Source organism: Micromonospora sp. NPDC093277 (assembly GCF_044765245.1).
Lineage (GTDB): Bacteria > Actinomycetota > Actinomycetes > Mycobacteriales > Micromonosporaceae > Micromonospora.
In genome coordinates this window covers 1-25,574 of record NZ_JBIWJO010000016.1, presented here as the reverse complement: position 1 = coordinate 25,574, position 25,574 = coordinate 1, and the positions used below count along the sequence as shown (strand labels likewise).

Below are 25,574 nucleotides of genomic sequence, written 5' to 3'. Positions count from 1 at the left end.
GTCAGGCAGTGGGCAGGTACGGGGCGAACTCGGCCGCGGTCAGGGCGTTGAGGTCCTCGGTGTCGTCGCTCTCCCGCAGGAAGACCTGCGTGTTCGAGACGAACAGACCGAAGAACGTCCCCTCGTTGTTGAGCTGGTCCGACAGCGCCTTGGCCTGCGCGTTCGCACGGACGGCCAGCCCCGTGCCCACCGGATAGGCGTCGGTCCCGGCGAGCAGCCGCACGTTGTCCATCAGCTGCACGGGCTGGTCGTTCGGCCCGGTGCCGGAGGGGTTCAGGCCGTTGCGTGCCGAAGGCACCTCGTTGCGCAGCGTGGTCAGCAGGTTGTTGACGTTGTTGATGTACGCCTCGTTCACGACGACGGGCATCCGCGTCTCCTCTCGACACCCTCCACAACGTCGGCGGGTGCGGACGGTTCACTCCAGTGCGCCGGCACCCGAGCCGGACGGGCCAGGAGCCGGCCCCATCTCCTCATCCGAGTCGTCGTCGGCGTTCGGCAACACCTCGAGCCACGCCCGGACCCTGCGGCGCCCGACGGGACCGCGCCCCGACTGGTGGACCGTCGACGGGACCTCGATCGCACTCCGCCTCTCGGCTGGCAGCGCGTCGAACCGGTCGTTCAGCGCGGCCACGACCGCCTCGGCCCGGGCCTGCCCGGCCCTGGCATCTGCGTCGACGTGCACGACGTACCGGTGGTGGGCGATGGTGTGGGGGGTGACGTGGGCGGAGACCGCGTCGGCGAACGCGAGCAGCGGCTCCCGCTGCTCATCCGGGACCAACACGGTGCGGGCCGAGAAGTCGATCGACACCTCGGGCCGCACGACCTCGACCCGTAGCCCTACCCGGCGCGACGACGCGAGATCGCCCGCCCGACCGGCCGCGTCCGCGGCGACCAGGGCCGGCCGCACCTCGATGCGTTGCCGCCTGTCTTCGGGCAACACGTCGAAGAACCCGGTCAGTATCGATGCGACCGCCTCCGTCCGGAGGGGGGACGCACCCCCGACGTGGACGACGTACCGGCTGCCGGCGCTCGCCGCCTCCGCCGTGCTGTCAGCGAAGAGCCGCAACGACTGCCGCTCCCGCTCGGCGACGGCGAACACCATCGGCTCGAACTCGACCGACATCGGCTGCGGCACCGGCACCGACTCCGCCGAGGCCTGTGACGACTGGTCGTCGTCCGCGGGAGCCTGGGATCCGCCGTCCGGATCCGGGGACGACGCCGGTTCCATGTCCTCCGGCTCCGCCAGGATCCCCTGCCACTCCTCCTCGTCCGACGACAGCTCGACATCGGGATCTGCCGGTATCCCGTGCCATGTCCCCGCCTCCAGCCACTGCTGCATGTCCTCCGGCGTCACCGGCACTCCCGGCCACGACGCGGAGTCCGCGTCCGAGTCCGCATCCGTCTCCGAGTCGGAGTCCATCTCCGCGTCCGAGTCCAGATCCGCGTCCGAGTCCGAGTCCGCGTCCATCTCCACGTCCGAGGGCAACCCCGGCCACGACTCCGACTCCGACCCCAGCTCCATGTCCTCCGCCCCAACGACGTCCGGAGCCGCCTCCTCCGTACCCGGCACAGCCGGAACCATCTCCACGTCCGCCGGCTCGGGTTCGACCGGCGGTGCCGCCAGCCGCGCTTCCGGGAGGGCGGAGCCGAGGGGTGCGGTCGCCGGCGAGGGGTGGGCCTGGGGTGGTACGCGGACCGCCGTCAGGCCCTGATCCGCCATGGCCGCCACCGGGATGCCGCCCATCCGCAGTTCCCAGAAGTCGACCAGGTAGTGCTGCGGCTCGCCGTCGTCGGACGGCACCGCGCGGACCACGACCTCCGGAGCCCCGATCTCGGGTATGCCGATGACGCGCTGGCTCTCCTCGGTGGCCGGCCTCAACACGCCGATCTCGATTCCGGCCAGCCACTCGTCCAGGTTCTCCACCACCGGCGGGACCTCGAACCACCACATGGACCGGCGGTCCGGCACCTCCTCGCCGTCCGCGTCCATACCGAGGTAGTAGTCGCGCAGGGCGTAAGCCGCCGCCCACGGAAGTTGCAGGCCCCCGTCGACCGCGGCTTCCTGTACCACCGCCAGCGGGTCCATCGGGCCGGGACCGATCCGCGTCTGGAACTCCGCCCCGGTCACCGGCAGCAGCCGGAATCCACCGGGGATCGGCTCCGCCCAGAACCGCTGGTCCAGGTTGGTACCGGCGGCGGCGGCCAGCACCTGCCCGACCCGGCCCTCCCCGAGGTCGACCCGGATCAGCGACCACCCGTCCGGAAGCGTGACCGTCGCCTCGCCAAGGCCGGGCGGGACGAGAACTCCGGGTCGCAGCCATCGGCTGAGCGCGAGGTCCAACGGTTCGCCGCCCGACAGCGGGACGCTGACCCGAGCGACCTGGTTGTTCTCGACCGTGACCCCGTCGCCCTGGATCGTCTCCGCGTCCTCGAACAACCAGTCGGCGAGGTCTGCGATGCTGTCCACCTCCACACCGGAGGAGGTCCACGCGGCCTGTTCCAGCCGGGAGAACAGACTCATGGGCCGGTCGGTGGTGAGCGGCGGCGGCTGGGTGAACGGTGCGTGCTCGGGCGGCCGGGTCGGCATGAGCATCACCACCGGTGGGCCGTCCGAGCGTACGACGCTGACCAGCGGCGCGGTCTGCCGCAGCGCGGCCACGTCCACGACGCCGACCGGCTCGTTACCGGTCGGGAACCACCGGACGAACTCCGGCGGCACGTCCGCCCGGAGCGCGTCCAGACTCCGATGCGCGATCCACACCTCGTGCTCCAGCCAGCCACTGACCTGGCGGTACGCCCAGCGCTCGAGCGACCCGCCAATCGGCCCGGTGCTCAGCAGGCCGATCCGCACCAACGGGGTGGAGAACGGCACACCGTAGGTGCCGAGACGCCAGACGAGCCCGGGGTTGCGCACCGGTTGACCGACCATGCGCAGCAACTCCGTCGCCGGCACGCCCTCAAGGTCGGTGCCGTCGGTTCCGCCGGTGACGGCCCGTAGGACGAGCCGTACGCTCTCCCGTGTCATCGGCGCCGACAGCGGCCTCGGCAGCTGCGGGCCGATGGCGTGCACCGTTCCGTCCAGGACGTAGACGACCGTCGCCAGCTCCGCCAGCGCGCCATAGAACGGGGGCACCGTCCCGGTCGCCGGAAGGGGAAAGATCACCACCGGCGGTCCGTAGTCGGGATCCTCGGCGGGCAGTAGCTGCCGGTAGGCGTCGGCGTCGAGCATCGTTCCGTCGATGGGCGAGGCGATCCGGTCGCCGGTCTCCGCCAGCGCGCCGAGCTCGGCCACGATGTGGTGCGCGCGGCTGACCGGCAGCATCACGTCCAGCTGTTGGTGGAGACCGGGGCTCGCCGGTACCGCCACGTATCCGGCGGCGTAGCGGTTGACCAGCGGTCCCCGCCGACCGTTGCGCCCCTGCCCCGGCAGCCGGACCTCCTCGACAAGTTGGATCCGGGTCTCCGGGAAACGCCCGGCGGCCGGCAGGATGATCTCGCGAGCCGGCACCCCGTCGGGCCACAGGTGGGCCGGGAACTCGACGACGGTCGTGTCCGCCTCGTCCCCGACCCGGAACGCGGTGCCCACCCGCGCATGCAGCCGGGCCGTGAGGAGGCCGAGATACTGCGAGGACTGCGCACGCAGCGGAACCGCGATGCGGTCGATGGACTGCCCACCGAGGTTCTCCGCCCACGCGTGCGCGAGACCCGGTGGCCACGCCGCCGGATAGCCGTGCAGCCTGCGACGGGTCAGGTGTCCGGCCCGCGCCGGATCCATCTGGTCGATGCGCTCCAGCCGGACGTGGCCGTCATGGGTGCGGGGTACGTAGCCGTCCGCGACCAGCCGCGACCAGTCGATCCGGACCAGTCGGCTCGGGAGCATCGTGGCGTACGGCGCGGGGACCGCCAACGCCGCGTCGCCTGACGACGGCGGCGGCTCCTCCGTGCTCGCCGGCAGCTCGGCGTTGCCGAGTGGCCGGTCCGGCGTCAGGCCGTCCGGCATCCGTGCCCACAGGACGTCCTGCCGTTCGCCGGTCGGGCCGGCCGGCCGGGATTCGGCGTACGGCGTCACGCCGGCATACGGCGGTGGCACGGCGGCGGCGTCGGGCGCCGGCTCGGCTGTGGAGATCACGATCAGCCGGTCCGTGACCGGGTGGATCTCGGGCCGGGCGGCACGCAGCGCCGCGAGGTCGACCACGGTGCCGAGTCGGGCGACCATCCGCTGCCCACGGTGGTCGTACGCTGTCACCTCGGCGGGCTGGGTGAACCGCCACGGGAGGAACGCCCCCACCGACGGCCCGGCGGCCCGGATCGCTGGCCGGCCGAGCAGGGCCACGTCGCCGCCCTCGATCCACTCCGCGATCCCGTCCGCCGACGGCAGCGCGACCTCGATCATGCCGTAGTCCGGGTCACGCGAGTCCGCCGATTGCCGACGCCACAGCGCCGGATCGGCCGGATCGGCCGGCAGACCCGCAGCCAGGTCCGCGGTGTCGAGCAGGCCGTCGATCTGCGGCAGTCCGGTGGCCATGTCCAACCCGGCCGCCAGGTCTCTGACCAGCTGGATGACCGGCAGCGACGCACCCGGCGCGGACGGCGCCACCGCGGTGCCAACCGTCCAGCCGCGGCTCGGATCCAGATAGACGACCGCCACGTCCTGGGCGACGATCCGTGCCAGTGTCGCCGCGGTGAACGACTCGTCGACCCGGCGCAGCACGAGCACCGGTCGGTCGCGGTCCGGCTCGGGCAGGTAGTCCCGTAGGTACGTCGCCCAGTCGACCACCCGATCGTCACTGGCATGGATGGTGTCACCGGTCGCGACCCCGAACTCCACGACCGTGCGGGCCAGGGCCTGAGGCGGAATCCGCAGGCCGATCTCGTCGATCTCCGCCGCCAACGTCGGCGCCGCCGCCCACCGGTTCCGGTAACGGTTGACCCACAACTGCTGGTTGGTCGCTCGCGGATAGCTGACCACCTGGTGCCCGTCGGCATGCGTCCCAATCCGCTCCCACACGGGGGTCGGCAACGCCACGAATCGCCGGGACGGCCGGTCCCCGTCGGGCGGCAACTCCCCCGACACCGGCCCCGGGTACGGGTGCCGGCCCTCGCCATCGCCTCGCCCGCCCCGCTCCCAGCGCAGCCAACCGTGGGCCGGCAGTCGGACGGCGATCCCGCCCGACCCGACCGGGGCGGAGGCGAAGACCGAGCCGAACCGGACGGCCGCACGGACCTGCCGAATCGTGTCGACCGGATCCGCCGGCTGCGAAACCGCGACGGTCACCTCGATCGACGGGTACCACACCGCGGACTCCGAGACTTGCGCCTCCCCGCGCTGCGTACCGGCACCGGGGCGGTGCCCGTCCACCGCGGGCGGCCGGTCGTCGGCGTACGCCGGGAGATCGCCGGCCGTACCGACCGCCCACTCGGCCAGCACCACGTCGTCCACCCTGGACGGCAGACCGGCAACCCGGCGACGCAGTTCCAGCATCATGTCGATCCCGGGCTGCCCGACCCGTCGTGCCAGTTCCAGGGCGACGCGGCGGTCCGCCACCGGCAGGGCATACGCCCGCTGGCGTACCGGGATTGGATATCCCTGCAACATCACGTGCCGCGCCCGGACGAGGCCGGTCGCGGCGAGGACCCAGCGGTTGTGCAGGGACCCGACGACCACTCCCGGGATCCCGGCCGCCGGCAACACCGTGTGCGTCGGGGCGTTCAACGTCCCCCGCGCGACGTTCACCACCAGCTCGTTGGCCAGCGTTTCCGCGAACTCGTCCACGACCTCGGGTGGCGCGTTGACGAGCAACTCCAGCACCGGCACCGCACCGCCGGGCGGCCGCCAGCCCACGATCGCGTGGGCGAGATCCCGGACGTCCGGGCCGGTCGCCAGGCTGCCGGGCGGCCCCAGCGCACTGATCCGCACCAGGCCGGCGACATCCCGCGCGAGGTGCAGGACCACGGTCAGGACACCGGGCACCCCGCTGGGGCGGACCGTCTGGCCCAGCCACTCCATCTGATCCGGGTCGATGTGCCGCCGATCGGGAACCACCATGGACACCCCGTGGTCCAACTGACGCAGTCGCGCCCCCACCAGGCCAAAGGCCGCTCCCCCGGTCGGCACCACGGCGGGCGGAAGGAACGCCCGCGTCGGTGGACGCGCCGCCGCCACCCGCGCGTCGTAGTGGTCACCGAACCGCCTGAGCTCGATGGTCGGCCGATGGTGGCTCGGGAGGTCGCTCGAGCCTTCCTCCACGACCCGGTTCGCCGGCAACGTCGCCCGGAGCTGGTTCTCCGCGTAGACGGCGAGGTTGACGTTCAGCGCCTGCGCCAGCAACGGCGCGAACGTGTCCCCGGTCGGGTCCTGCCAGGACCTGCGCCAGGTACGCACCGCGTCGAGCACCTGCGCGCGGCTTGTTCCCGTCATCAGCAGATTCGCCTCATTGGTCAGGGCGCGGTCACTCGCCAGCAGGTCCTCGACCCGGCGGCGCACCACCTCCACCGCCCGGTCGACCAGACCCGCCTGGAACGACGATGGCGACGCCTGCGGGCGCGACGCGATGTCGGCGCGGACCCGCTCCGGGTCGGCCAACCACTCGGCGACCTCGGCATCCGCGTCACCCAGCGTGCCCGTCCACACGAGGGTGTCCCGCACCTGGAGCGGATCCGCCGCGATGACGGCGTACAACAGGCAGAGCCCGTCGGCAGGAACCCGGACGATGCGAGGCTCCGCCGGAGGCTGGTTCGTCCCCGTCTGGTCGGCCGCTCCCCCGCCGCCCGTGCCTCCCCCGCCGCCGCCGGAAGACGGCAGCATGCCCGGACCGAGGGACGGCGAGGGTTGCAGCAGCGCCGCGACCGTACGGCCGACCGTGGTTCCAACCGGCTCACCGGTGGCGAAGGGCAGCGTGCCGTAGCGGGAGCGGCGCCGCGCCACGCGCGGCGCCGGGTCACGCTCGGCGGTCAGGTTGTTCGCGGACGGGGTCCGAACCTCGACAAGCGCCAACCGGCCGTCCGGGCCGAACGGGAGCAGCAGCGGACCGCGCAGTTGCAGTGGCAGCCCGTCCACCTCGTCGAGGGCCACCGGGTCGACCCGGAACGGCTCGTCCTCGGACTGGGTCTCCAGCACGGCCAGTTTCCCACGGTGGTCACGGATCACGATCGAGACGTGGGCGGGTTCGTTCGGCGGCTGGACCCAGGCCACCGTGGCGGCGTCGGCGGGAAGGGCGTCGAGCGCCCCGATGTCGTTGGGCTGGAAGCGGCCCCCGAGCCGGTTGGCCAGGCGGCTCAGCTGGCTCTCGTCCGCGTCGGTGACGAAGCGCGGACGGGTCACCGCGGCGACGACCCGGTAGACACGCTCCACGCAGTCGGGGTCACCGGTCCACGGCTCCAGTCGCCCGGCGGCGTCGCTGAGCACCGACAGCGTCGTACGTCCGGGCCCGGCAGGCCGGGTCGACCGCGGTCCGGCGACGAGGTGGCGGGACCCGCGCGGCAGATCCTGGTCCTCCGGCGAATCCGCCGGCCGCCCGGCGTGCGGATCCGGCGGCTCCACGGCGTGCGGAAGGACCGTGTAGCGGTCGCGGTCGGCCGCCTGGCGGATGGCCGGGTCGACGGTGGCCGCCGGGTCCGGGGCGGGCCCGAGCGGTGACCGCGGCGGGGCGTCGGCGACCCGTTCGCCCCAGACGACGACCTCCGTGGGTGGCAACGGCAGATTGTGCTGGCCGGAAACCGGACGGAGTCCGACGTTGGCCAGCGCTCGCCGGAGATCCCACGCGCCGAGGCTCGTCGGGGCATCGGTCGACACGAACCCGCGCCACGACGAGCTGCCGTCGTGGGTGGGGAAGGGAACGCCAGTGCCACCTCGGGCGGCGGGACGGTAGCGCGCGCTGAGGACGTGCCCGTCGGGCATGGTGTGCACCAGGTCCGGCGACGCGATCACGAGCCGGTCGGCCAGCCTTGCGATCGCGGCCGCGGGCGCCTCCCCACCGGGCCCGGGCCGGCCCAGATAGGACCCGACCAGAACCAGGTGCGCCGGCCTGCTCGCCGGAAGGACGGCGGACAGCACGTCGCGGTGGAACTCGGTCGCGGTCAACCTCCCGCCGGGCACGGCGAAGAGCACGCCGTGCTTGGCGTCGGAGACGGTCGCGACGTGGACGACGTAGACCTCGTGGACACCGTCGCCCATGGCCCGCCGTGCGAAGTCGCCAATCCGGCCCCGGCCGGGCCGATGCGCCGGGTCCACCTCCATCCGGGGAAACGACATGACGGCGTGCAGCTCGGCGGTGCGCAGCGACGGCGACGTGTTCGGCGCGACGACCGCGGGCGACGGCAGGTACCGACCGGCGATGCTGCCGAGGCCGAACACCGGGGTGAGCCCGTACGCGAGCACGGCCTCCGGCCACATGCCCAACTCGACGGCGGCCGGCATCCAGAACCGGAGGGTCGCCTCGCCGTGCCCGTACGCCAGGCGCCCCCGGCGGTTGTGCGCGTCGGCCCGTACGGTGACGGCCGCGCCCACGTGGAAGCGCTGAATCGGCAGGTGGCGGACGCTCGCGGTGGTCGGCCACATGGACTTGAGCACGGCGCTGCTGCTGTAGCTCGTGGACTGCGACTGGTTGCCGGAGGGGCTGACGGTGACCGGGCCCGCCGCGACGGACAGGCCGAGGCCCGCGCTCAGCCCGGCGGAGCCGCCCCGGGACGCGCTGTGCTCGGTGAAGCCGTAGCTGGACCATTCCAGCCAGCCCGACACGTCGTCCACGAACCTCGGCGCGCGCAGCTCCACCTGGACGTTCAGGCCACCGTAGGTGTCGGTGAGCGGGCCACCGTCGGCGACCAGCGTCGGCGAGTCCAGGCCGTGTTCGCCGATCAGGAACTCGAGCTGCCGGAGCAGCATCGGGTACGAGAACATCTGGCGCACCGCGTTGCGGCTCAACGTGCCGCGCTCGGCCAGGTGGCGTACCAGGCTGTCGTGCCCGGCCAGCCCGTCGACCACCTGGTCGGCCAGGCTACGGGCGGCCTGGCTGTCCACTCCGAGCACGAGTGCCCGACGGCTCAGCAGATCCTGGCTGGTCAGCGGCAGCCGCGTACCAGGGAGGGCCTGCCCGTCGGCCAACTGGACGACCGCGCGGGGCGGGGACGCCGTTCTCGACGCGCGGGCGAGCCCCTCCGGGACGACAACGGTCTCGTTCATGATCATCCGTGCCGGCGTGCCCGCCGGGGTACGCGCACGGAGGTGGCGCATCACCACGCCGGCCGCCCCCAGGGTGACCAGGTTGAGGGTGCGGGACGGGTGCGTGGTCCGCACCGCCTGCGCGGTGATCGCCACCTGGCCTTCGTACTGTCCGCCCGGCCCCCCGATGAAGAAGGTGTCGCGTGCCGCGTCGGTCGTCGTCAGCGCGTCGCCCCGGTTCCGGCTGCGCGTCAGCCGCCACCACGTGGAACCCCGATGGTCGCCGTCGCCCGCCTCCGCTCCACCGCCGGCCTGATGGCTCTCGGACACCGCGTCCCGCACGGTTCGCGAGTTCAGCCGGAACGAGTAGCGGACGGCGTTGACCTCGGGAATCCCGCGAACCAGCTGGTATCCCGTCTGGTCCGGGTCGCGCTCGGCGCGGAGCACGATCTCCACCCGGTCGTGGACCAACACGCGGGAGCGGGTGCTCTGGAGCACGAGCCCGGTGCTGAGCAACGTGTCCAAGGTCGAGACGGCCGACCGGGGGTTCAGCAGGGCCGCGAGCCGGGCCGGCAGCGTGCCCGCCCCGGCGACCTGCCAGTTGCGGTCGAGGAAGTCCGCGGCGTCGGCGTCGAGGGCGTTCTCGACGAGGCGCCGCATCGAGGTGGGGGCCGGCGGGTAGGTCGCGGTGGCGACGGGGGCGAGCCGCCGCGTCGGCGCCAGCGCGGGAATCTCGTTGATCTGGTTGGGCAGCCCGGCGACGGTGGCCGGCGCGGCCTTGGTCGTGGCCCGGCGCAGGTACCGGATGCCGTCCTCGACCAGCAGGGTGTCGGAGGCGGGGCGGTCGCCGCGCCGGACCAGCGGCCCGAGCAGCGGAGCCCGGCGGAACAGGTTCTTGCGGCGCGAGAGGATGTTCACCTCCCACACGACGTCCGCGACCCGCTCGTCGAAGTCGGCCGCCTCCTGGATCAGGCCGCCCGACTGGCCGGAGAGCCCCGCCCCGGTCGCCACCGTCCTGGACCGGGCGACCGATGCGTTGCCCCGCCCCGCGCCCGTCACGTCACCCGGGGCCGGGCTGATCCCGGCCTCGCCGGCGTAGCTCGCCGTGGTGGTCCGCGCGTTCGACCCGCCCACGCTGCTGCCGCCCTCCGCGACCGCCATCCGCAGGAACCGCACGGTCTGGCCGGAACGGCGACCGTTGACCGGGACGGCGCGGACCTCGACCTGTACGTGTCGGTCCCTGATCCAGCCGCGCTTGACCAGGGCTGCGGTCAGCGGTACGTCGGGCCGTAGCTGCGCGCCGGTGAGCGCGGTGGCGTCGGTGACCCGCCGCGACAGGTCCTCCGCGTCGGCGTCGGAGAGGCCGACGTCGCCGAGCAGCTCGGCGATCCTCGTCCTGACCTGCGCGGTGCCGACCAGGTCGGTCAGGACGTCGTCGGGATCGAGGGCCGAGAGTCCACCGTCCGCGGTGATCTCGGCGTTCGGGTCACGCCGGGCCGCGGCGGTCGTCACCGTGTCGGGCGGCGCGGTCGGGTCGGTCACCACGGTGACGGCCGGCGCATCCCCGTCGGTGGCCGCGATGACCGCCGGCGCGTCCGCGCCGGTCGGCGCGAGGCGTCCGCTGCGGTCGAGGTCGGCCTTCGTCGGTCGCCGGGTGGGCGCGAGGCCCTCGGGCAGGACCAGCGACACGCCTCCGTCGATCGTCCGGGGCACCACGGTGCGGGGTTGGAGCTTGGGGACCGGCCCGCCGGCCAGCCGGCTCCAGGCGGTCGCGAACCAGCCCTTGACCCGCTGCCACCAGCTCCGGCGGACCGACGCCTCGACCCTGACCTCGTACGTCGCGGGGTACGTGAACACCTCGGCGGGCCCGTAGTAGAGCATCGCGTCGAGCTGGAATCCCGAGACGCCGACCGAGGTCGCGTCGGCGATCTCCTCGGAGCGGCCGAGCTGGACACCGAGCGGGGCGAACGGGCCACCCGACGGCCCGAGTCGGACGTTGAGCCCGACGTTGACCCCCAGCGTGCTGGCGAGCCGGTCCTCGCCGGACGTTCCGGCGAACCCGGCCGGCATGAGCTCCAACCGGGTCGCCGGCTCGTGCCGCGGTGCCGCCGTCGACGGCTTGCGCACCCCCACCACCTGGACCGTGATCCGTTCCTGTCCCCCGTTGACGGGCACGACCTGCGTGTACCGGATGCCACCCGGCCGGAACACACCCGAGGCACCGTTGAGGAGCGCCTCGGCCCCGAACGTGGCGGACAGGGTGCGGGCCAGTTCCGCCCGGCGGACCGCTCCGTCGGGTACGCCGTACACGCCTCTCTCAGCCTCGGCGAGCAACCTGACCACGGTGTCGAGGACGTGCTCGCTGCCGGGCATCCGTTCGATAGCGGTGAAGCCGTTGGACTGGCCCGAGTCGAGGTGGGCGGGCGCGAACCGCGACGGCGTCACGGCGGTCGAAACGGCGCGCCACGTCACCCGCGGGTCACCGTCCTCCAAGTCGGGGCCCGCTTCCTCAGGTGAGTCCGAACTGGGCTCGCTGTCCGACACGTCGCTGCCCAACGGTCCCGTCGGCGGCACACCGCCCCGCTCGCGACGGGGTGCGCGCTGGCGTCGGCGCTCGGCGTCGAGTTCCTCCAGCATCTTCGCCACCGGGTCCACCGGCTGCTCCATCGCCTCGCGGAGCGCGGCGATGAACTCGGCCCGGCGGGAGATCGGCACCCGGATGTTGACGAGGATCGGGCGGCTGACGGCGGTCTGCGGCGCCACGCCGGGCAGGTCGGTGGCGACGGCCGCCGTCGCGGTCAGCACGGCCTGGAATCGGACGCTGCGGTCGGCGAACGACAGGCCGCGAATCTCGCCGCCGCCCACCGCCGGCCGCACCGCCCGTGACGCGGAGTGCCCGGCGGACCCGGCCACGCGCAGGCCGACCATGCCGAGACCGAGGTCGGCCCCGATGCTGCCGTGGACGTCGACAGCCAGGCCCCCGCTGTCCGCTCGCTCGTCGTGGTCGGCGACGAAGCGCTGGCTCTCCTCGCGAAGCCCGATGGGAGCGTCGTCGAACTCCTGGACGGAGCGCAGCCGTGCGGTCAGCGTGACGTGCGCGCGGTGTTCACCCTGCCGGATCGGCGGGGACACCGCGCCGGCGGCGATGACGTCGCGGTACATGCGCAGGAAGGCCGGCTCGCTGACCCACCAGTTCAGCTCCCGGGCAGCCGCCGGCCCCAGCTCGGCGCCCGCGTCCCGCAACGCCTCGTGCACCGCGTCGCGCAACATCGACAGGCCGGCGGCGGACTCGGGCAGATGGAACACGCGGTTGAGCGCCTCGTGCATGCCGGCCAGCCGGGGATCCTCGAGGTGTGCGCGCGACGCGTCGATCGGGAAGACCGACGCGTCGAACAGACCGATCCGGGCCGTTCCCGGCTGCGGCGCGGGTGGCGCGACGCCGAGATCGTCGCCGCGGCCGGGTGCCAGCTCCCGCGGCAGCTCGACACGTACGACCCGGCGACGGACCGACGGCGTGCCCGCCGGCAGCCCGTCGACGGAGACCCGCACGGTCAGCACGGCCCCGCCGAAGTCGAAGTAGACCGGCGCTCCGCTGACCTCGATGAACCGCTTCGTCGCCGAGACGACGTCGAAGCCCTGCGTCTGGCTGTTCGAGCTGGTGCCGCCGAGGCTGATGCCGAGCCCCGCGGAGAGGATCGGCAGCGTCTCAGGGACCGGCCCGTCGATGCCGACTCCGAGGCCCCGGGAGTTCGATACGCCGCGCCGGCCCATCGCCTGGTTCTCGTGGTCGGCGTTGACGAGCACGTGCCAGCGCTCGCCCGGCCGGGCCCGCTCGGCCTCGCTGAGCCGCACGTAGCTGGCCCGTTCGAGGTCACCGAGGTCGAGCGCGACGGTGACCGTCACCGCGCGGTCGCCGATGCGCAGGTCGAACGGCAGGCCACCGTCCAGCATCGACTGGTTCAGCAGGCGGATGTCGTACCGCGAGGCCGCCTCGATCACCGCTTGCCGCACCGCGGTGCGCAGCGCGACTGCGTCGCCGTCGACGGTGCCGGCCGGCACGTCGCCCGGGAGGGCGCCGGCGACGAGTACGGCGAGCGACTCAGCGTCGGTCAGGCGCGCGTCGTCGCTCCACAGCAGGCGCCCGTGGTGGCCGAGTGCGTACGACCGCGCCCCGCTGACCGGGTCGACGACGTGGAAGCCCGGCGGCAGCCGGCGGGGGCGGTCGGCCCGGTTGCGGGCCAGCGCGCGCTGGTGGCGGATGCGCAGCTGCGCGGCCTGGACGGCCTCGTCGCGCACCTGCTCGCGGGGCATGCCCCGGCCCTGCACATCGGCCCAGGTGACCTGGTTCCGGGCCGCCGCATCCGCGAACACCGACGCCTGCGCGTCCGGCTCGTCGCTCCAGGGCACCCGCCCGCGCAACGTGTCGAGTTGGGCCCAGACGGGGAGCGCCGCGAACGCACGCAGATCGCCGTCGGCGTCGCGCAGGTAGATGCCGAGGATGTCGGCGAACACGGTGTAGGTCGCCGGCACGCCAGCGAGTGCCCGCGTGAGGTCGACCGGCGCGGCCGTGATCTGCCCGGTCCGCAGGTCCATCCGTTGCCCCGCCTCCGGGTGGATCAGCTGCGTGTCGACCTGGAGCCAACCGCCGGGGGCGAGCGTCAACCCGGTCGGGGTCCGCAGCCAGCCGGTGGACGAGATCTGGTAGTTGCCTGCGGGGGGCCGACCGGCGGTCGGCGCGATCGTGTAGTGCTGCACCTCGCCGTCGGCCGGTCCACCGGCCGCGATCCGGTTCAGCTCCGCGCGCCAGTCCAGCGTCCACGGCGGACGGACTTCGGCGTCGGCGGACTCGGCCGCGGCCAGCCACTCCCAACCCTCCCGCTCGAGCGCCGCCCGTTCGGCGCGGCCCTCCGCGTCGGCCACCAGTCGGTCGGCGTTCGAGGGAACGTCGGACAGTTCGGTCGCCAGGCGCCTGGCCCACGCCTGGTTACCCGCCTCGTCGGCCTGCCTGCCGTGGCGGCCGAGGACATCCGCGACGACGGCGGCGACCTGCACGGCGGCGGCGACCCTGGCGATCCGGTCGTAGAGGCTGCCGAGTTCCTGCGGGTCCGTCGGCAGGTCCACGGAGAGCGGGTCGTCGGTGGCATCGGACCGGGTCTGCAACGCCGGTTGGTGCACGGCCTCGAACTGCTCCCACACCGCGGCGGCGTACTCGATCTCGAACGCGAGCTGGGCGAGGCGCATGTCGGGTGCCCGACCCAGCCGCTGCAGGCCCGACTCGACCAGCAGCCGCTGGTTCCACGCCTGCGGCGCGTGCAGCCGCTGCTGGCCCGCCGGCACCCAGGAGAGGTGGTCGGTCACCTGCCGCCAGTACGCGAGCATCGCGCGGTCGTGGCGCACGGCGGCCTCCTGCGGGCGGCGCAGCCACGGCACGGCTCCGCGCAGCCGGGCGGCGAGGCCGGTCGGGGCGGAGAGTGACCAGCCGCGGGCCCGCTCGTACATCGACTCGTAGTTGGTGCGCCGGATCTCCGCGAGGTCGGCCCGGTCGAGGTGTACGGCGAGGGACTCCAGTCGGACGATCCGTTCGGCGTCGTCCGCCCGCTCCTGGCGCAGCCGGAAGAGGGCGTTGTTGACCACGTCCGCCACCCGCCGGTCAACGTATTCCGCCAGCCACCGCTGGGCGACGGCGTCCCCGTGCCACTCGAACTGCGGCGCGGAGTAGACCTCCCGGCTCGCCAGCGCCTGCCGGTCACGCAGGTTCTCGATCGCGGTCCGGAAGCTCCGCGGGAGCTCCGGCGCGTCAGCGGGCAACTCGGGGAAGTCGTCGGCGGTGAGCCCGAACTCCAGCGCGATGTCGGCGAAGGTGAGCTCGTTCTCGCTCAGCCAGGCGACGTACGACTCCCAGCTCTCGCGGTGCAGTGCCACCCACCGCACCAGCGAGGTGTCCCGCAGCTCGCCCAGGCCGCCGATTCCGGGCGGGATACGTTCGGGCAGCATGTTGTCCCGCATCGCACTGGTCATCTGGAGCATCGCGTGGACCATGACGGCCACCGGCTCCCGGCGACCGTCGCTCAGGTCGACCTCGTAGCGGATGATCTCGTAGTAGCGATGGGTGGCTCGGGACGCGTCCCACGAGCGCTGGGTCGGGAACTGGAGTTCGAAGGCCACCTCGCCGTAGTCGTCGGCCCCCCGCAGCTTGACCGCGAAGCCGTAGAAGGTGTTGCCCGCTCGCCAGTGGTTACGGCGGCTCTCCGGCAGGATCTGGAACCCGCGCCCCTGCAGCCGCTCCAGTACGGCGTTGAGCGCGGGCACGTACCCCGCGTCCTCGGGGAGCTGGAGCGAGAACCGCAGGAGGTCCCGGACGGGCGTCTCCCGGCTCGCCGCCTTGCGCCGCAGCGACGCCAACGACTTGACCTGGTGCTCCGTGCCGACGAGACGCAGCGACGTCCCCAGGCTCCGCCCGACGTCCGCGGCGACCGCCTCGAGAGCCTGCCGCACGACCTCCGCGTCCGCGGTCGCTCGTCGGTGCAGGGTGGCCAGGCGCTCGTCGCCGGGCTGCGGCGAGTCGGTCTCCGACCGGGGCCGGGTCACTCCCTCCCCGGGCAGCACGACCGGCATGCGTAGCTGGCCGAACTGCCCGGTCGGCAGCAGGCTGGGCTGCTGCGCCGCCCGGGCCATCGCGAGGTGGCCGAAGGTCGACAGTTCGTGTCCCGGCGCCGGCCGGGGCGGCCACTGGCCGGCGGACCAGGGACCCGTCTCCGGCAGCGGATCGGCCGCGTCGTGGACGGTGACCGGGATCCGGGCCAGCCCGGCGCTGCGCGCCGCGTACAGTCGCGCGTTGCTGAGCGTGACGTGGTTGCCATCGCCCCACTGCACCACGTCCAGCGGTGGCCCGCTCCACCCCTGCTCGCGCATGGCGCGGATCAGTTCCCCGGTGTTGGTGCCGTCCCGGGACACCGGGCCGACGCTGCGGGACGAGAACCGGATGGTCCGCGGGTCCAGGGTGCCCTGGTGGTCCGTCCGGCCCCGGCCGGCGAGCATCATCTCGAAACCGGGCGCGGCGGCCGGGGGCGACCCGAGATCGGTTCCGGTCGCCACCCGGTACGTCCCCGACACCGTCTCGTCGCCGGTGGCCGAGGCGACCACGGGGCGGGCCGCCAGGTCCTCGTCGTCCGCCTCCACCGGGAGGATCCGGATCTCGGGTGGCGGCGGCTGCGCACGAAACCGCGCCATGGTGAGGGCGTTGGTCGGGGCATCTGCCCGGAACAGCTCCTGCGGCAGCAACTCGCCGGTCAGCAGCAGGCCCTCGGGTACGTCGAAGGTGAGGGTCTCGCCGGGTCGGTGCAGGACCACCTGAACGTCGAAGCGGTAGAGCGCGTGTTCGGTCTGGCGTTCCACGTTGCGCTCGTCGGTCTCGACGTTGTCGGAGACGACACCGCGTTGGGTGCCCCAGCCCATCGCGGGATCCAGGTGCAGGCCGATCTTGCCGAGCCGGCCGGTGGATCCCCCGGCGTCCGGCTCGACCGACAGACCATGGTGGTCCCTGCGGGTGATGTTCAGCGAGGGAGTGGTGTGCTGCTGCTGGTATCGCCGGCTCTTGAGCCGGAACGTGAGCCGCTCCCGCTGGTATTGCTCGACCCGCACCAGGTTGATGCCGATCCTGACGTCGACGCCGGGCACCTGGTGGTCGTGCCGGAGGAGCGCGTCGATCTGCGCCCGCAGCGTCGACTCGCTGAGTTCCGCCCACAGCCGCGGGTCGTAGAACGTCGCCACCTGGCCTCGCCACTGATCCCAGCCGTCGGTGTCGTCGGCGCTGGTGGGCGCCGGCACGGCACCGGGCAACAACCAGCCACCGTTCCCGGCCCGGCCGGGCCGGTGGGCCCACGGGATCCGGAAGGACCAGAGCCAGTCCGCGATCGCCTGCGCGGCCGGGAACGCGACCGGGTAGATGCTCGGCAGTCCGAGGACGACGGCGTTGAGGCGACGGGCGGGCGCCGGGTCGTCCGTGGACCATCGCGGCAGCGCCGGCGGTCGGCGGTGCCGCGGCGCCGAGCCGATCCAGCCCGCGGCGGGAGCGTCGTCGCCGGTGTCGAGGGCCACCGTTCCGCCATCCCGGCTCGGCCCCGTCAACGCGTCCGTGCGGTTGCCCCACCCCGCGAGGACAGCATTGGGGACCAGCCGGCGGACAGCGCCGAGGATCGCCCCGTCATGGGCCTGCCAGGTCCATTGCTGCCGCCCGGCGTCGACGGCCGACGTGGCGTCGCCGTCGCTCAGCCGCCGCCACGCCTGCTGCGCCAGCTCCACCGGCGCGGCCAGCGCCCGCTCGACGGCCGACGGCACCACGGCGACCCAGATGTCGACGACGAACTGCGCCTCGTTGGTGATCTCCTCCGCACCCGAGACGGCCATCCGGTAGATCTCTTTGCGGCTCGATCGCTCACCGGCGGTGACGGTTCGCGTCCGCTCGTAGGAGTACGAGCCGCTGGCCATGCCGCTGGCTCCGTGCCCGGGCGCCTGGCGCCCCGCCGCGTACGCCTCGACACCGCCCGCGAGCAGGCGGGAACTCTCCACCTGTTCGGATTGGTAGCCCTCGCCGCGCAGGGTGAGCCTGACCTCGTCCCGGGCCATCCGGTGCTGCACCGGCCGGTGCACGCCGCGGACCCGGATGTACACCTCCCGTCGCCGGAACAGCGGACTGGAGACCGAGAACCGGTGACCGATGCCCGAGCCGAAGAGCTCGTACGCCTGCTGCTGCAGGCCGGCCGAGGAGAACACGTCGTGCAGGGACTGGGCCAGCAGGCTCGGCCGCGCGGACGCGCCGGCATGCAGGATGCCCTGCTGCTCCAGTTGTCGGGTGATGTACCGGAGCACCTCGGGGGCGTCCAGGGCCTCGACGTGGCTGAGGCCGCGCGCGAGGTGTTCGTCGACCACCACCGGCGCGTCGCGTGGTACCGGCGTGAGGTGCACGCGGGGGGCGTCCGGCAGGTCCAGGTCGGCGGCGAGCCGGTCGGGGATGGTCACGTCGAGCGCCTCGTCGATGACCACCGCGCCGCGCCGCCGCTCGGGGGGCTGGCGGCCACTCCAGCTCAGCAACTCGACGTCGAAGCGAACCCGCCCGAAGCGGAAGGTAGGGTTGGCGCCGAAGGGCGTCGCCCCCGGCCCGTAGGTGGCGCGGGTGATGTCGCTGCTGCCATGATCCTCCGCGGTGGCCGACGATCGTCCCAACCCCGCGCCCAGCTTGAGGCCACCACCGAGCCGCGCCGGGTCGGCGACGTGCGACGGCGCCTCGCGGTCGAGCAGGGCGTACGCCGAGCCACCGGCGGTCACCTGCGCGCTCCAGCCACCGCCCACATTGGTGCCCACCCGGCTGGCGCCCTGGAGGTAGTGCTCCACCTCGACGTCCCGGCCGTCGTGGATCCGGACCGGGTCGTACGCCCGCAGCCGGATCCGCGCGGCGACCGACCGGCCGTCGGCGGTGCCGAGCGGGATCACCCATCCGGCCTCCGAGGCCATCGCGGCGAACGAGGCACCGAGCTCGACCGTCGACTCGAGCGCCCGCAGGGGTTGCGGCCAGTTCATCGGCTCGGCGAACCAGGCCGGTGACCTGTTGGTGAGGTGCGCGTACAACCGGGCGGCGAGGGCGAACGGCTCGGGGATGTCGAGGAAGCGCGCGAACACGCCGGCGCCGTTGAGCGCGGGGAAGTCCACCTCGCCCGGGGGTGGTGGCTCCTGGACAGGGTCCACCCAGGTCGCCGCCCCGGCCTTGAGGACCCGTTCCTCCGACGGCGCCTCCCCTGGCACGTACTGGACCGGGACGGCGATCTCCTCGCCCGCGGGCACCAGCCAACGGTCGACCTCGAGCCGGTCGTCGGTCCCCGGCTGCCCGATCGCCACCACGATCGCGGTGGCCTGGTGCAGCACCCGCACCGTGCCGTCGGTCTCGGTCCGGGCGTACGACTTGAGCACCCGGGTCTGCTGCGCCCCCTCGGTATCCTCCCAGCCGAGCGTGAGCGCGAGCGGCGCCTGCAGCCGCAGCAGCCCGGCCAGGCGCAGGCCGAGCGCGCCGGTGACGGTACCGCCGAGGGAGGTCGTCTGATCGGTCGAGGTGGCCTGGGTCAGGCCCCGCAGCGCGCGCTGGTTGACCCGCATCCGGTAGCCGCGCTCGCCCAGCAATTCCATGGGAACGGCCGTGACGCTGATGCGGTACCGGTGTCCGCCGACGGTGATCTGTTCGTGGATTCCCTGCCGGAGCCGGTCCGCCGCGGCCACCAGGCCGGGGACGCCGAAGCGGGTGATGATCCGCCGCCGGACCTGGCCCCAGTCGAGGGCGCCCGGAGCCGGCGAGAAGTGCCGCTGCCGCTCGTACTCCCGCAGGGCCGCCTCGATGACCGGGGCGACCCGCTCGGCCCCGGGCAGGCCGATCGTCACGCCCGGCCCCTGGCCGCTGCGGGCCACGAGCGCGAGCGGCAGCCGGCTCCCGGCCTCGCGGTCGTGCCAGGTCAGCCGGGCCTGCGGCGCGTCCGCCCGGCGTAGGCCCAGGTCCCGATCAAGGTCGACGGCGGTCACCGCCAGGGCCCGCAACTGCCCGGCGGTCAGTGGTGCCGACGCGGACACCACCGGCGGGTTCGTGCCGGGCTGACCGGAGCGCCACCGTTGTTCGAACGCCGACGTCTCGTCGGCCGGGACGCTCCACTCCGCGTCAACCTCCACGGACGCTTCCAACGGTCGCCGGGCCCGACCCGTGTTGACCTGGATCGTCACGTCCATCACCGCGGTGTAGCGGGCGTGGCTGGTGCTCCGGTTCAGGATCGTGTGGCTCGCGCCCTCGGCGTCCCGCCCGTGTTCGCCGACGTACTCCCGGGCGGCGAAGAGGTTTCCGCCGGCCATCCCGCGCAGGCCGATCGCCCCGGCGTCCGTGTAGCCGATGTTCAGCACCGACGCGCCGGTGGTGACACCGGCGGTGGAGGTGCCACCGCGACCGATCGAGCTGCTGCTGATCAGCCCGATGTCGTCCCGGACCTCCCAGTCGGAGGTGCCGAAGCGGTACAGCTCGCGCAGTCCCGTCCGGATCGATACGAGCACCTCCTGCGAGAAGAGACCGCCGAGGACGATCGTCTCGGCCATGTCCTCGCCCGCGGACAGGAATCGGCTCCGGTTGCGCATGGTCCGCTCGTTCAACAGCTGCCGCACGGTGGTCTCGGCGACCTGTGCGGCCTCGTCGGCCGGCAGGTGGGGGGCCAGCAGCCGGTGCAGCGCGGCCACGGCCGGCGCCAGGTTGATCGCGACGAGATGGTCGCCGGTGGGACGCGCCCGCCGGTCGCCGGCCACCGGCGCCACCGTGGCCGGCAGCGGCTGCGGACTCCGGGAATCCGGCCAGGCCGCCTGGTCGACCAGGCCGGCGGGAAAGCGCAGCATCAGTGACCCACCGGGCGCGGGCGAGGTCACGGCACGCTGGTGGCCGCCGACGTAGATCTCGAACCGCAGGCCCGCGACGAACCGCTCGGTCCGCTGGACGAAGAGTTTCCGGCCGCTGATGACCCGATCTTCACTCGCGCTGCTGCGGATCATGCCGCTGTCGACGATCGGAGCCGGCAGACCGGGTACGACGTACTGCGCGGCGCCGGCGGCGACGCGGATGTAGGCACTGATCTCGCCGGCCAGACTCCACTCGCGCACGCGTTCGGCTTCGCGTCCGACCATCGACGAGGCGAAGGAGACACCGAACCGGCGTACGTTGGGCAGGTTGAGGGGGACGTCGTACCAGACCTCCGGCTGCCCTGCGACGGCTGCCGGGCCGCCCTGGTAGCGATGTGGCATGTCGACGCGGGGGCGGATCCACACCACCAGCCCCGCCACCGTGCCGGTCCAGCCGTACTGGAGCCGGTGGTCCCACTCCTGGTCGTCCTCGGTGGCTGACAGCAGGGTGGTGAGCTGTCCCCGGACGGCCTCCCGCACCGACCGGTCGACGGCAGGATCGGCGTGGAGCGACGGCAGGGTGCCGGCCAGCTCGCGGGCCGCGTGCTGCGGTCGCGGCCAGAGCGCGACCTCGACCGAGACCTCGCCCAGCGCACCGACATCCAGGTAGCCGGGATAGGGCGACAGCCGCGGGATGTGTGGCCCATCGACCTGTTCGGGATCGACGCCGGTCCCGAGACGGCGCACCGGCTCCCATTCCGGTCGTAGCAGGTCGAAGACGGGATCGTCGGAGCTGAGCCGGGCGTACAGCGGGGTGTCCGTGACGGCGAAGCCACCGTCCTCGGCCACGACGAGCGTGACGACCGGGCCACCGACGGTCGCCAGGAGGCTGTCGCCACCGATCAGCCGCACGCCGAGCCCGGTCGCCCGGACAACCAGGTCGAGCAGCGCGGTGACGCCGTCGCGTGGCGCATCGGAGCGTAGCTCCCCGAGCAGCTCCAGGCTCCGGTTCCCCCGGGCCTCGAACCGGCGTCGGCCACTCTCCTCGGTCGAGAACTCGAGGTCGAGGGCGGTGAGGGCGGCCCGGACGCGGCCCGCCACCGTCTGGTTTCCGGCCCGACTCATGACCCAGTCGCGTAACCCGTCGTGCAAGGCGACGGTCAACTGGTGCGGGTCGTCCGGCCGATCATCATCCGGGTGGTTCTCGGCGAGCCAGGTCCTCAGGTGCGCCGGTGCCCGGTGGACGAGCGCCGACAGCAGCGCGTGCGGCCCGGAGTGCACGGTGGTCTGCCGACCCACCACCTGGTATGGCAGCGGATGACTGAGGGCCCAGACCAGCAGCGACTCGACGGCCCGTTCATCATGCCGATTCGCCGCGACCGCGTCCCACAGTTCGGCGAGTTCGTGCCAGAGCGCCGAGCCCGGCGCCGGGAGCGGCGGCGGATCGCCCGTGCCCTCCGCATCGGCTGTGGCGACGAGGAGGCTCCGCCAGTGCATCTGGCGCAGCGCGCGCATGTCGTCGCGGAGTCCCGCCGCCAGGGCGCTGCCGGTCGGCCGGCTGCCACCGGGCGACTCGGGCTCCCTGCTGTTCTGCAGCGCCCAGGCCAGCTCCGGGGTGCTGGCCCAGCGAACCGCGCGCCACACCAGGTCCGGGCGCATCAGGAGGAGGTCCCGCAGTGCCGCGTCCCCGTCCGGCACCCCGTCCGACGGCGAGGTCGGCAACGCGGCGGCGATCGGATACCAGCCGTCGCCCACCCGGTGGCTGACCGGCTCCGACCGGTCGTTGGTCCAGGCCAGCAGGCGGATCTCGGCCGGTAGGACGAGGACCGGTCGAACCACGGAGCCGGTGGGTGGTTCGTCGGCTGCGGTGAGCGTGGCACCGCCGGCATGCACCGTCCGCGGCCCGGAATCGACCGGTACGTAATGCAGCTGAGCGTCGGTCGGCTCGTCGACCACCACCGCGGTCAGGGCGAAGCGGACCTGCACCGAATGCCGGGTCGACCCGTACGCCCCCTTGCGCAGTCGCCGTGGCCCCTGGCGGGCGAACTCGAACGTGGGCAGCAGGGTCGTGTCCTCCACCCGGCCGCTGGCGAGGAACGCGGCCGGCTGGTCCTGGAAGGCCTGCCAGGCGCGCGCGCCGGCCGGGACGACCAGGCCAAGGCCCTGCACCACGTCGTCGAATGCCTGACGCAACGGACGGGCCAGCACGTCCGTCTCGATCTCGCTCTGGTTGAACAGCAGGAAGTCCGTGTCGCTCCACGGGCGGTCGGCGGCCACGGCCATGAACGCGCGCACGAACGGGGCCGGCAGGGACTGGCGTCGTCCCGGTGCGGAGGGACCGGCCTCGTCGTCACCGTTCGCGTCCTCCGGTGCCGGCGCCCCGGCATCCCGCTCGTCGGCGTACCGCTGCCTGGCACCCTGCTCGTCGGCGTTCCGTTCTCCGAGGTCCCGCGCCTCTGCGTCCCGCTCTCCGGCATCCGGGGTCGCCGGTGCGGGCGCCGTAACGGTCTCGTCGGCTGGATCAAGGCCGGCCCCGGGGACCGGCGTCGGTGGGGCGCCGGTCGCCGAAGGGAGCGCACCGGCCCGACGCACGCCGGCCGGGTCGAGGAGCGCGTCGACCACCCGCGACGCAGTCGCGGCGGGAACGTCCGCAGCGGGTCGGCCCGCGGCGCCGAAGAAGGCGACCCGGGTGCCCGGCAGGGAGAGCAACCGACCCCATGCGTCGTCCGCCCGGGCGACCGCGTCGAACAGCCCCGGCGCCTGCGTGTCCACCCAGCGCGGCTCCACGGTCGCGGCCCGGTCGTCGCCGACCGCCCAGAAGACGTGCCCCGCCCGGTTGGGGGGTCGCACCACCACCAGTGCGGCCGAGCCGGGGCGGGCCGCCACCCAGTCGACCACCCCACGTGCCCCGGTCACCGGCCCGAAAGCGCCACCCAGCATCGCCACCAGCCGGTCCGGATCGCTGGAGTCGAGCACGTCGTCGGCGCGCACGCCGGTGCCCGAATGCCCGTAGCGGGCGACGAACGCGCCCAGCGCACGGGTCACACAGTCCGTCGGTGAGGCGACCCGAGCATCGGGGCTCTCCTCGACCGCCCCGACCCACGACGCCAGCCGCTCGATCCCGGGCGCCGCGACGTCCGGCGCGGAGGCCAGCCGAAACGCCGCCGTCGCCGCGTCGACCGCCGGCGCGGCCGGCGGCGGCACCGTCGGGCGCTCGGTGGCGGTCAGTTCCACCGTCGCCACGATCGGGCGAGCTGCCCGCCGGTCGGTCCGGCCGACGCGTCGCGGGCCGTCGGGGTAGCGTCGCCGGGCCCCCGCAGCCACCTCGCGGCGCAGCTCCGCGCGGCCGATCTGGTCCGCGTCGGCCTGGCTGTAGTGGGCGAGCAGCCGGGACAGGTCGGCGTCGAGACGCCGGGCGTCGCGCTTGGCGCGGTACCGCTGTCGCGCGCGTTCCCGCCTGCCGGTCCGGGCACCGGCGCGGGCCGTGAGCGGCGTCGCCTGCGGGGTGATCCGCACGGTGAGCGGGGCAAGGCCGGCCTCGGCCCGCCGGCGGGCCTCGTCCACCGTGTGCGCGGCGAAGCGGGGCAGGTCGTCCCGTTCGGCGGCGGGCCGACCGGGGCCGAGGTCCGGCGGGACCTGGTCCGCGACCGCGAGCACCGGGTGGGCCGGCTCGAAGTTCCGCACCAGATCCGGCCGGAACACCCAGGTCGGCGAGCCGTCCCGGCCGGCGTACTCGCGTAGGACATCGACGACCGGGTCGCGCCGTGCGACATCCCCGACGATCGGGGCCGCGTCGTACGTCGCGGCGACCCGATCCAGGACGTCCCGCGCGAACGCCGAACCGGCCGGCGCCGCGACGGGACCGGCACCCGGTGGAACGGTCAGCGCGGTACGCACCCGGTCCCGTGGGGTGTCACCGGCCGGCGCGACCGCCGGGTCGATGCTCTGCTGGGCGGGGCTGAGGTAGGGCACCGCGCCCGGTCCGGTCCCAAGGGGCACCGGTTCGGCCGGAAGCGACGCCACCGCCGCGGGCAGATCGACATCCACGACCAGGCCGCCGTGCTGGTGCAGTGCCTCCCACCTGGCGGCCTGCGCGACCACGTCGGCCGGGGCGCCGGTACGTGCGAGTTGCCCGGTGATGCTCTGGTGGCTGTTGTCGGGATTGAGGGCGGTGAGGGTATCCACCCGGGCGCCGGTGTCCGCGAACGCGGCTGCGGTCGCGGGGTCCGTCCACACCTGGAGGTGCCATCCCTGCTCGGTGACGTGGTCCGCCCATGCCTGGACGTTCGCGAGGACTTCGGGGCCGGGCGCGGACGTCGACGGCCAGATCATGTGTACGACCTTCGGCACCGGGGCCACCGTGGTCGGGTCCGGTCCGGGATCGCCGATCACCAGTGGCGCCCAGTCGTTGCCGCTGGTGTTGAGGAAGTTGACGATCCGTTCGGCGGTCGGGGTGGGGAAGGGTGCCGGTGCCGGTCGCGCCGCCAGTGCGTCGGCCCGGTCCGCGGTTGTCGGCACGACCGTGGCGATGTGCCCGCTGCCGGCGGCTGCGGTGCCGATCACGGTTTGCGCGCCGTCGGCAGCGCTGCCAACCACGACGTGCCCGCCGTCGGTGGTGGTGGTGGCGGTGGCGGTGGTGTGCGTGCCGTCGGCGCTGGCGGCCGCGAGGTGTCCACTCTCGGCGGCCGGGTGGGCGGCGGCGGTGCGCGCGCTGTCGACGTTGTCGGCGGCGGTGCGCGTGCTGTCGGTGGTGGTGGCGGTGTGGGTGCTGTCGGTGGTGCTGGCCGGGCTGTGCGTGCTGGCGGTGTCGGTGTCGGTGTCGGTCCGGGCGTGCCCGCTGTCGGTGGCCGTGGCGTGGGCGGTGTCGCTGGCGTTGCGCGTGTTGTCGGCGGCGTTGTCGCTGGCGTTGTGCGTGTTGTCGGCGGCGGTGTCGCTGGCGTTGTGTGTGTCGTGGCTGGTGGTCGGGTGCGTGTCGGTGGTGGACGTCGTGTGGTCGGTGGAGCCC

3 protein-coding genes are annotated in these 25,574 nt (G+C 73.7%); 1 reads left to right on the top strand and 2 read right to left on the bottom strand.

Going from position 1 to position 25,574, the window contains the following annotated elements:
* Position 1: 1 nt before the first annotated feature.
* Together ACIRG9_RS27865 and ACIRG9_RS27860 are read right to left on the bottom strand one after the other, a co-directional pair.
* Positions 2–367, bottom strand: a complete 366-nt coding sequence (locus ACIRG9_RS27865) for a hypothetical protein (protein WP_402862124.1) — start codon at positions 365–367, stop codon at positions 2–4.
* A gap of 48 nt (positions 368–415) precedes the next feature.
* The gene (locus tag ACIRG9_RS27860; protein ID WP_402862121.1) at positions 416–25,132 is read right to left on the bottom strand and encodes a hypothetical protein; all 24,717 of its coding nucleotides are present in this window, start codon (positions 25,130–25,132) and stop codon (positions 416–418) included.
* Here ACIRG9_RS27860 and ACIRG9_RS27855 point away from each other — a divergent pair.
* The coding region (locus tag ACIRG9_RS27855) for a hypothetical protein (protein ID WP_402862118.1) at positions 25,122–25,574 on the top strand (453 nt) is incomplete at its 3' end. The two genes, ACIRG9_RS27860 and ACIRG9_RS27855, sit on opposite strands and share 11 nt — an antisense overlap.

Bases quoted from the DNA above. Each gene is read 5' to 3' on its own strand.
- ACIRG9_RS27865 (WP_402862124.1), bottom strand. From the start codon at position 367: ATGCCCGTCGTCGTGAACGAGGCGTACATCAACAACGTCAACAACCTG.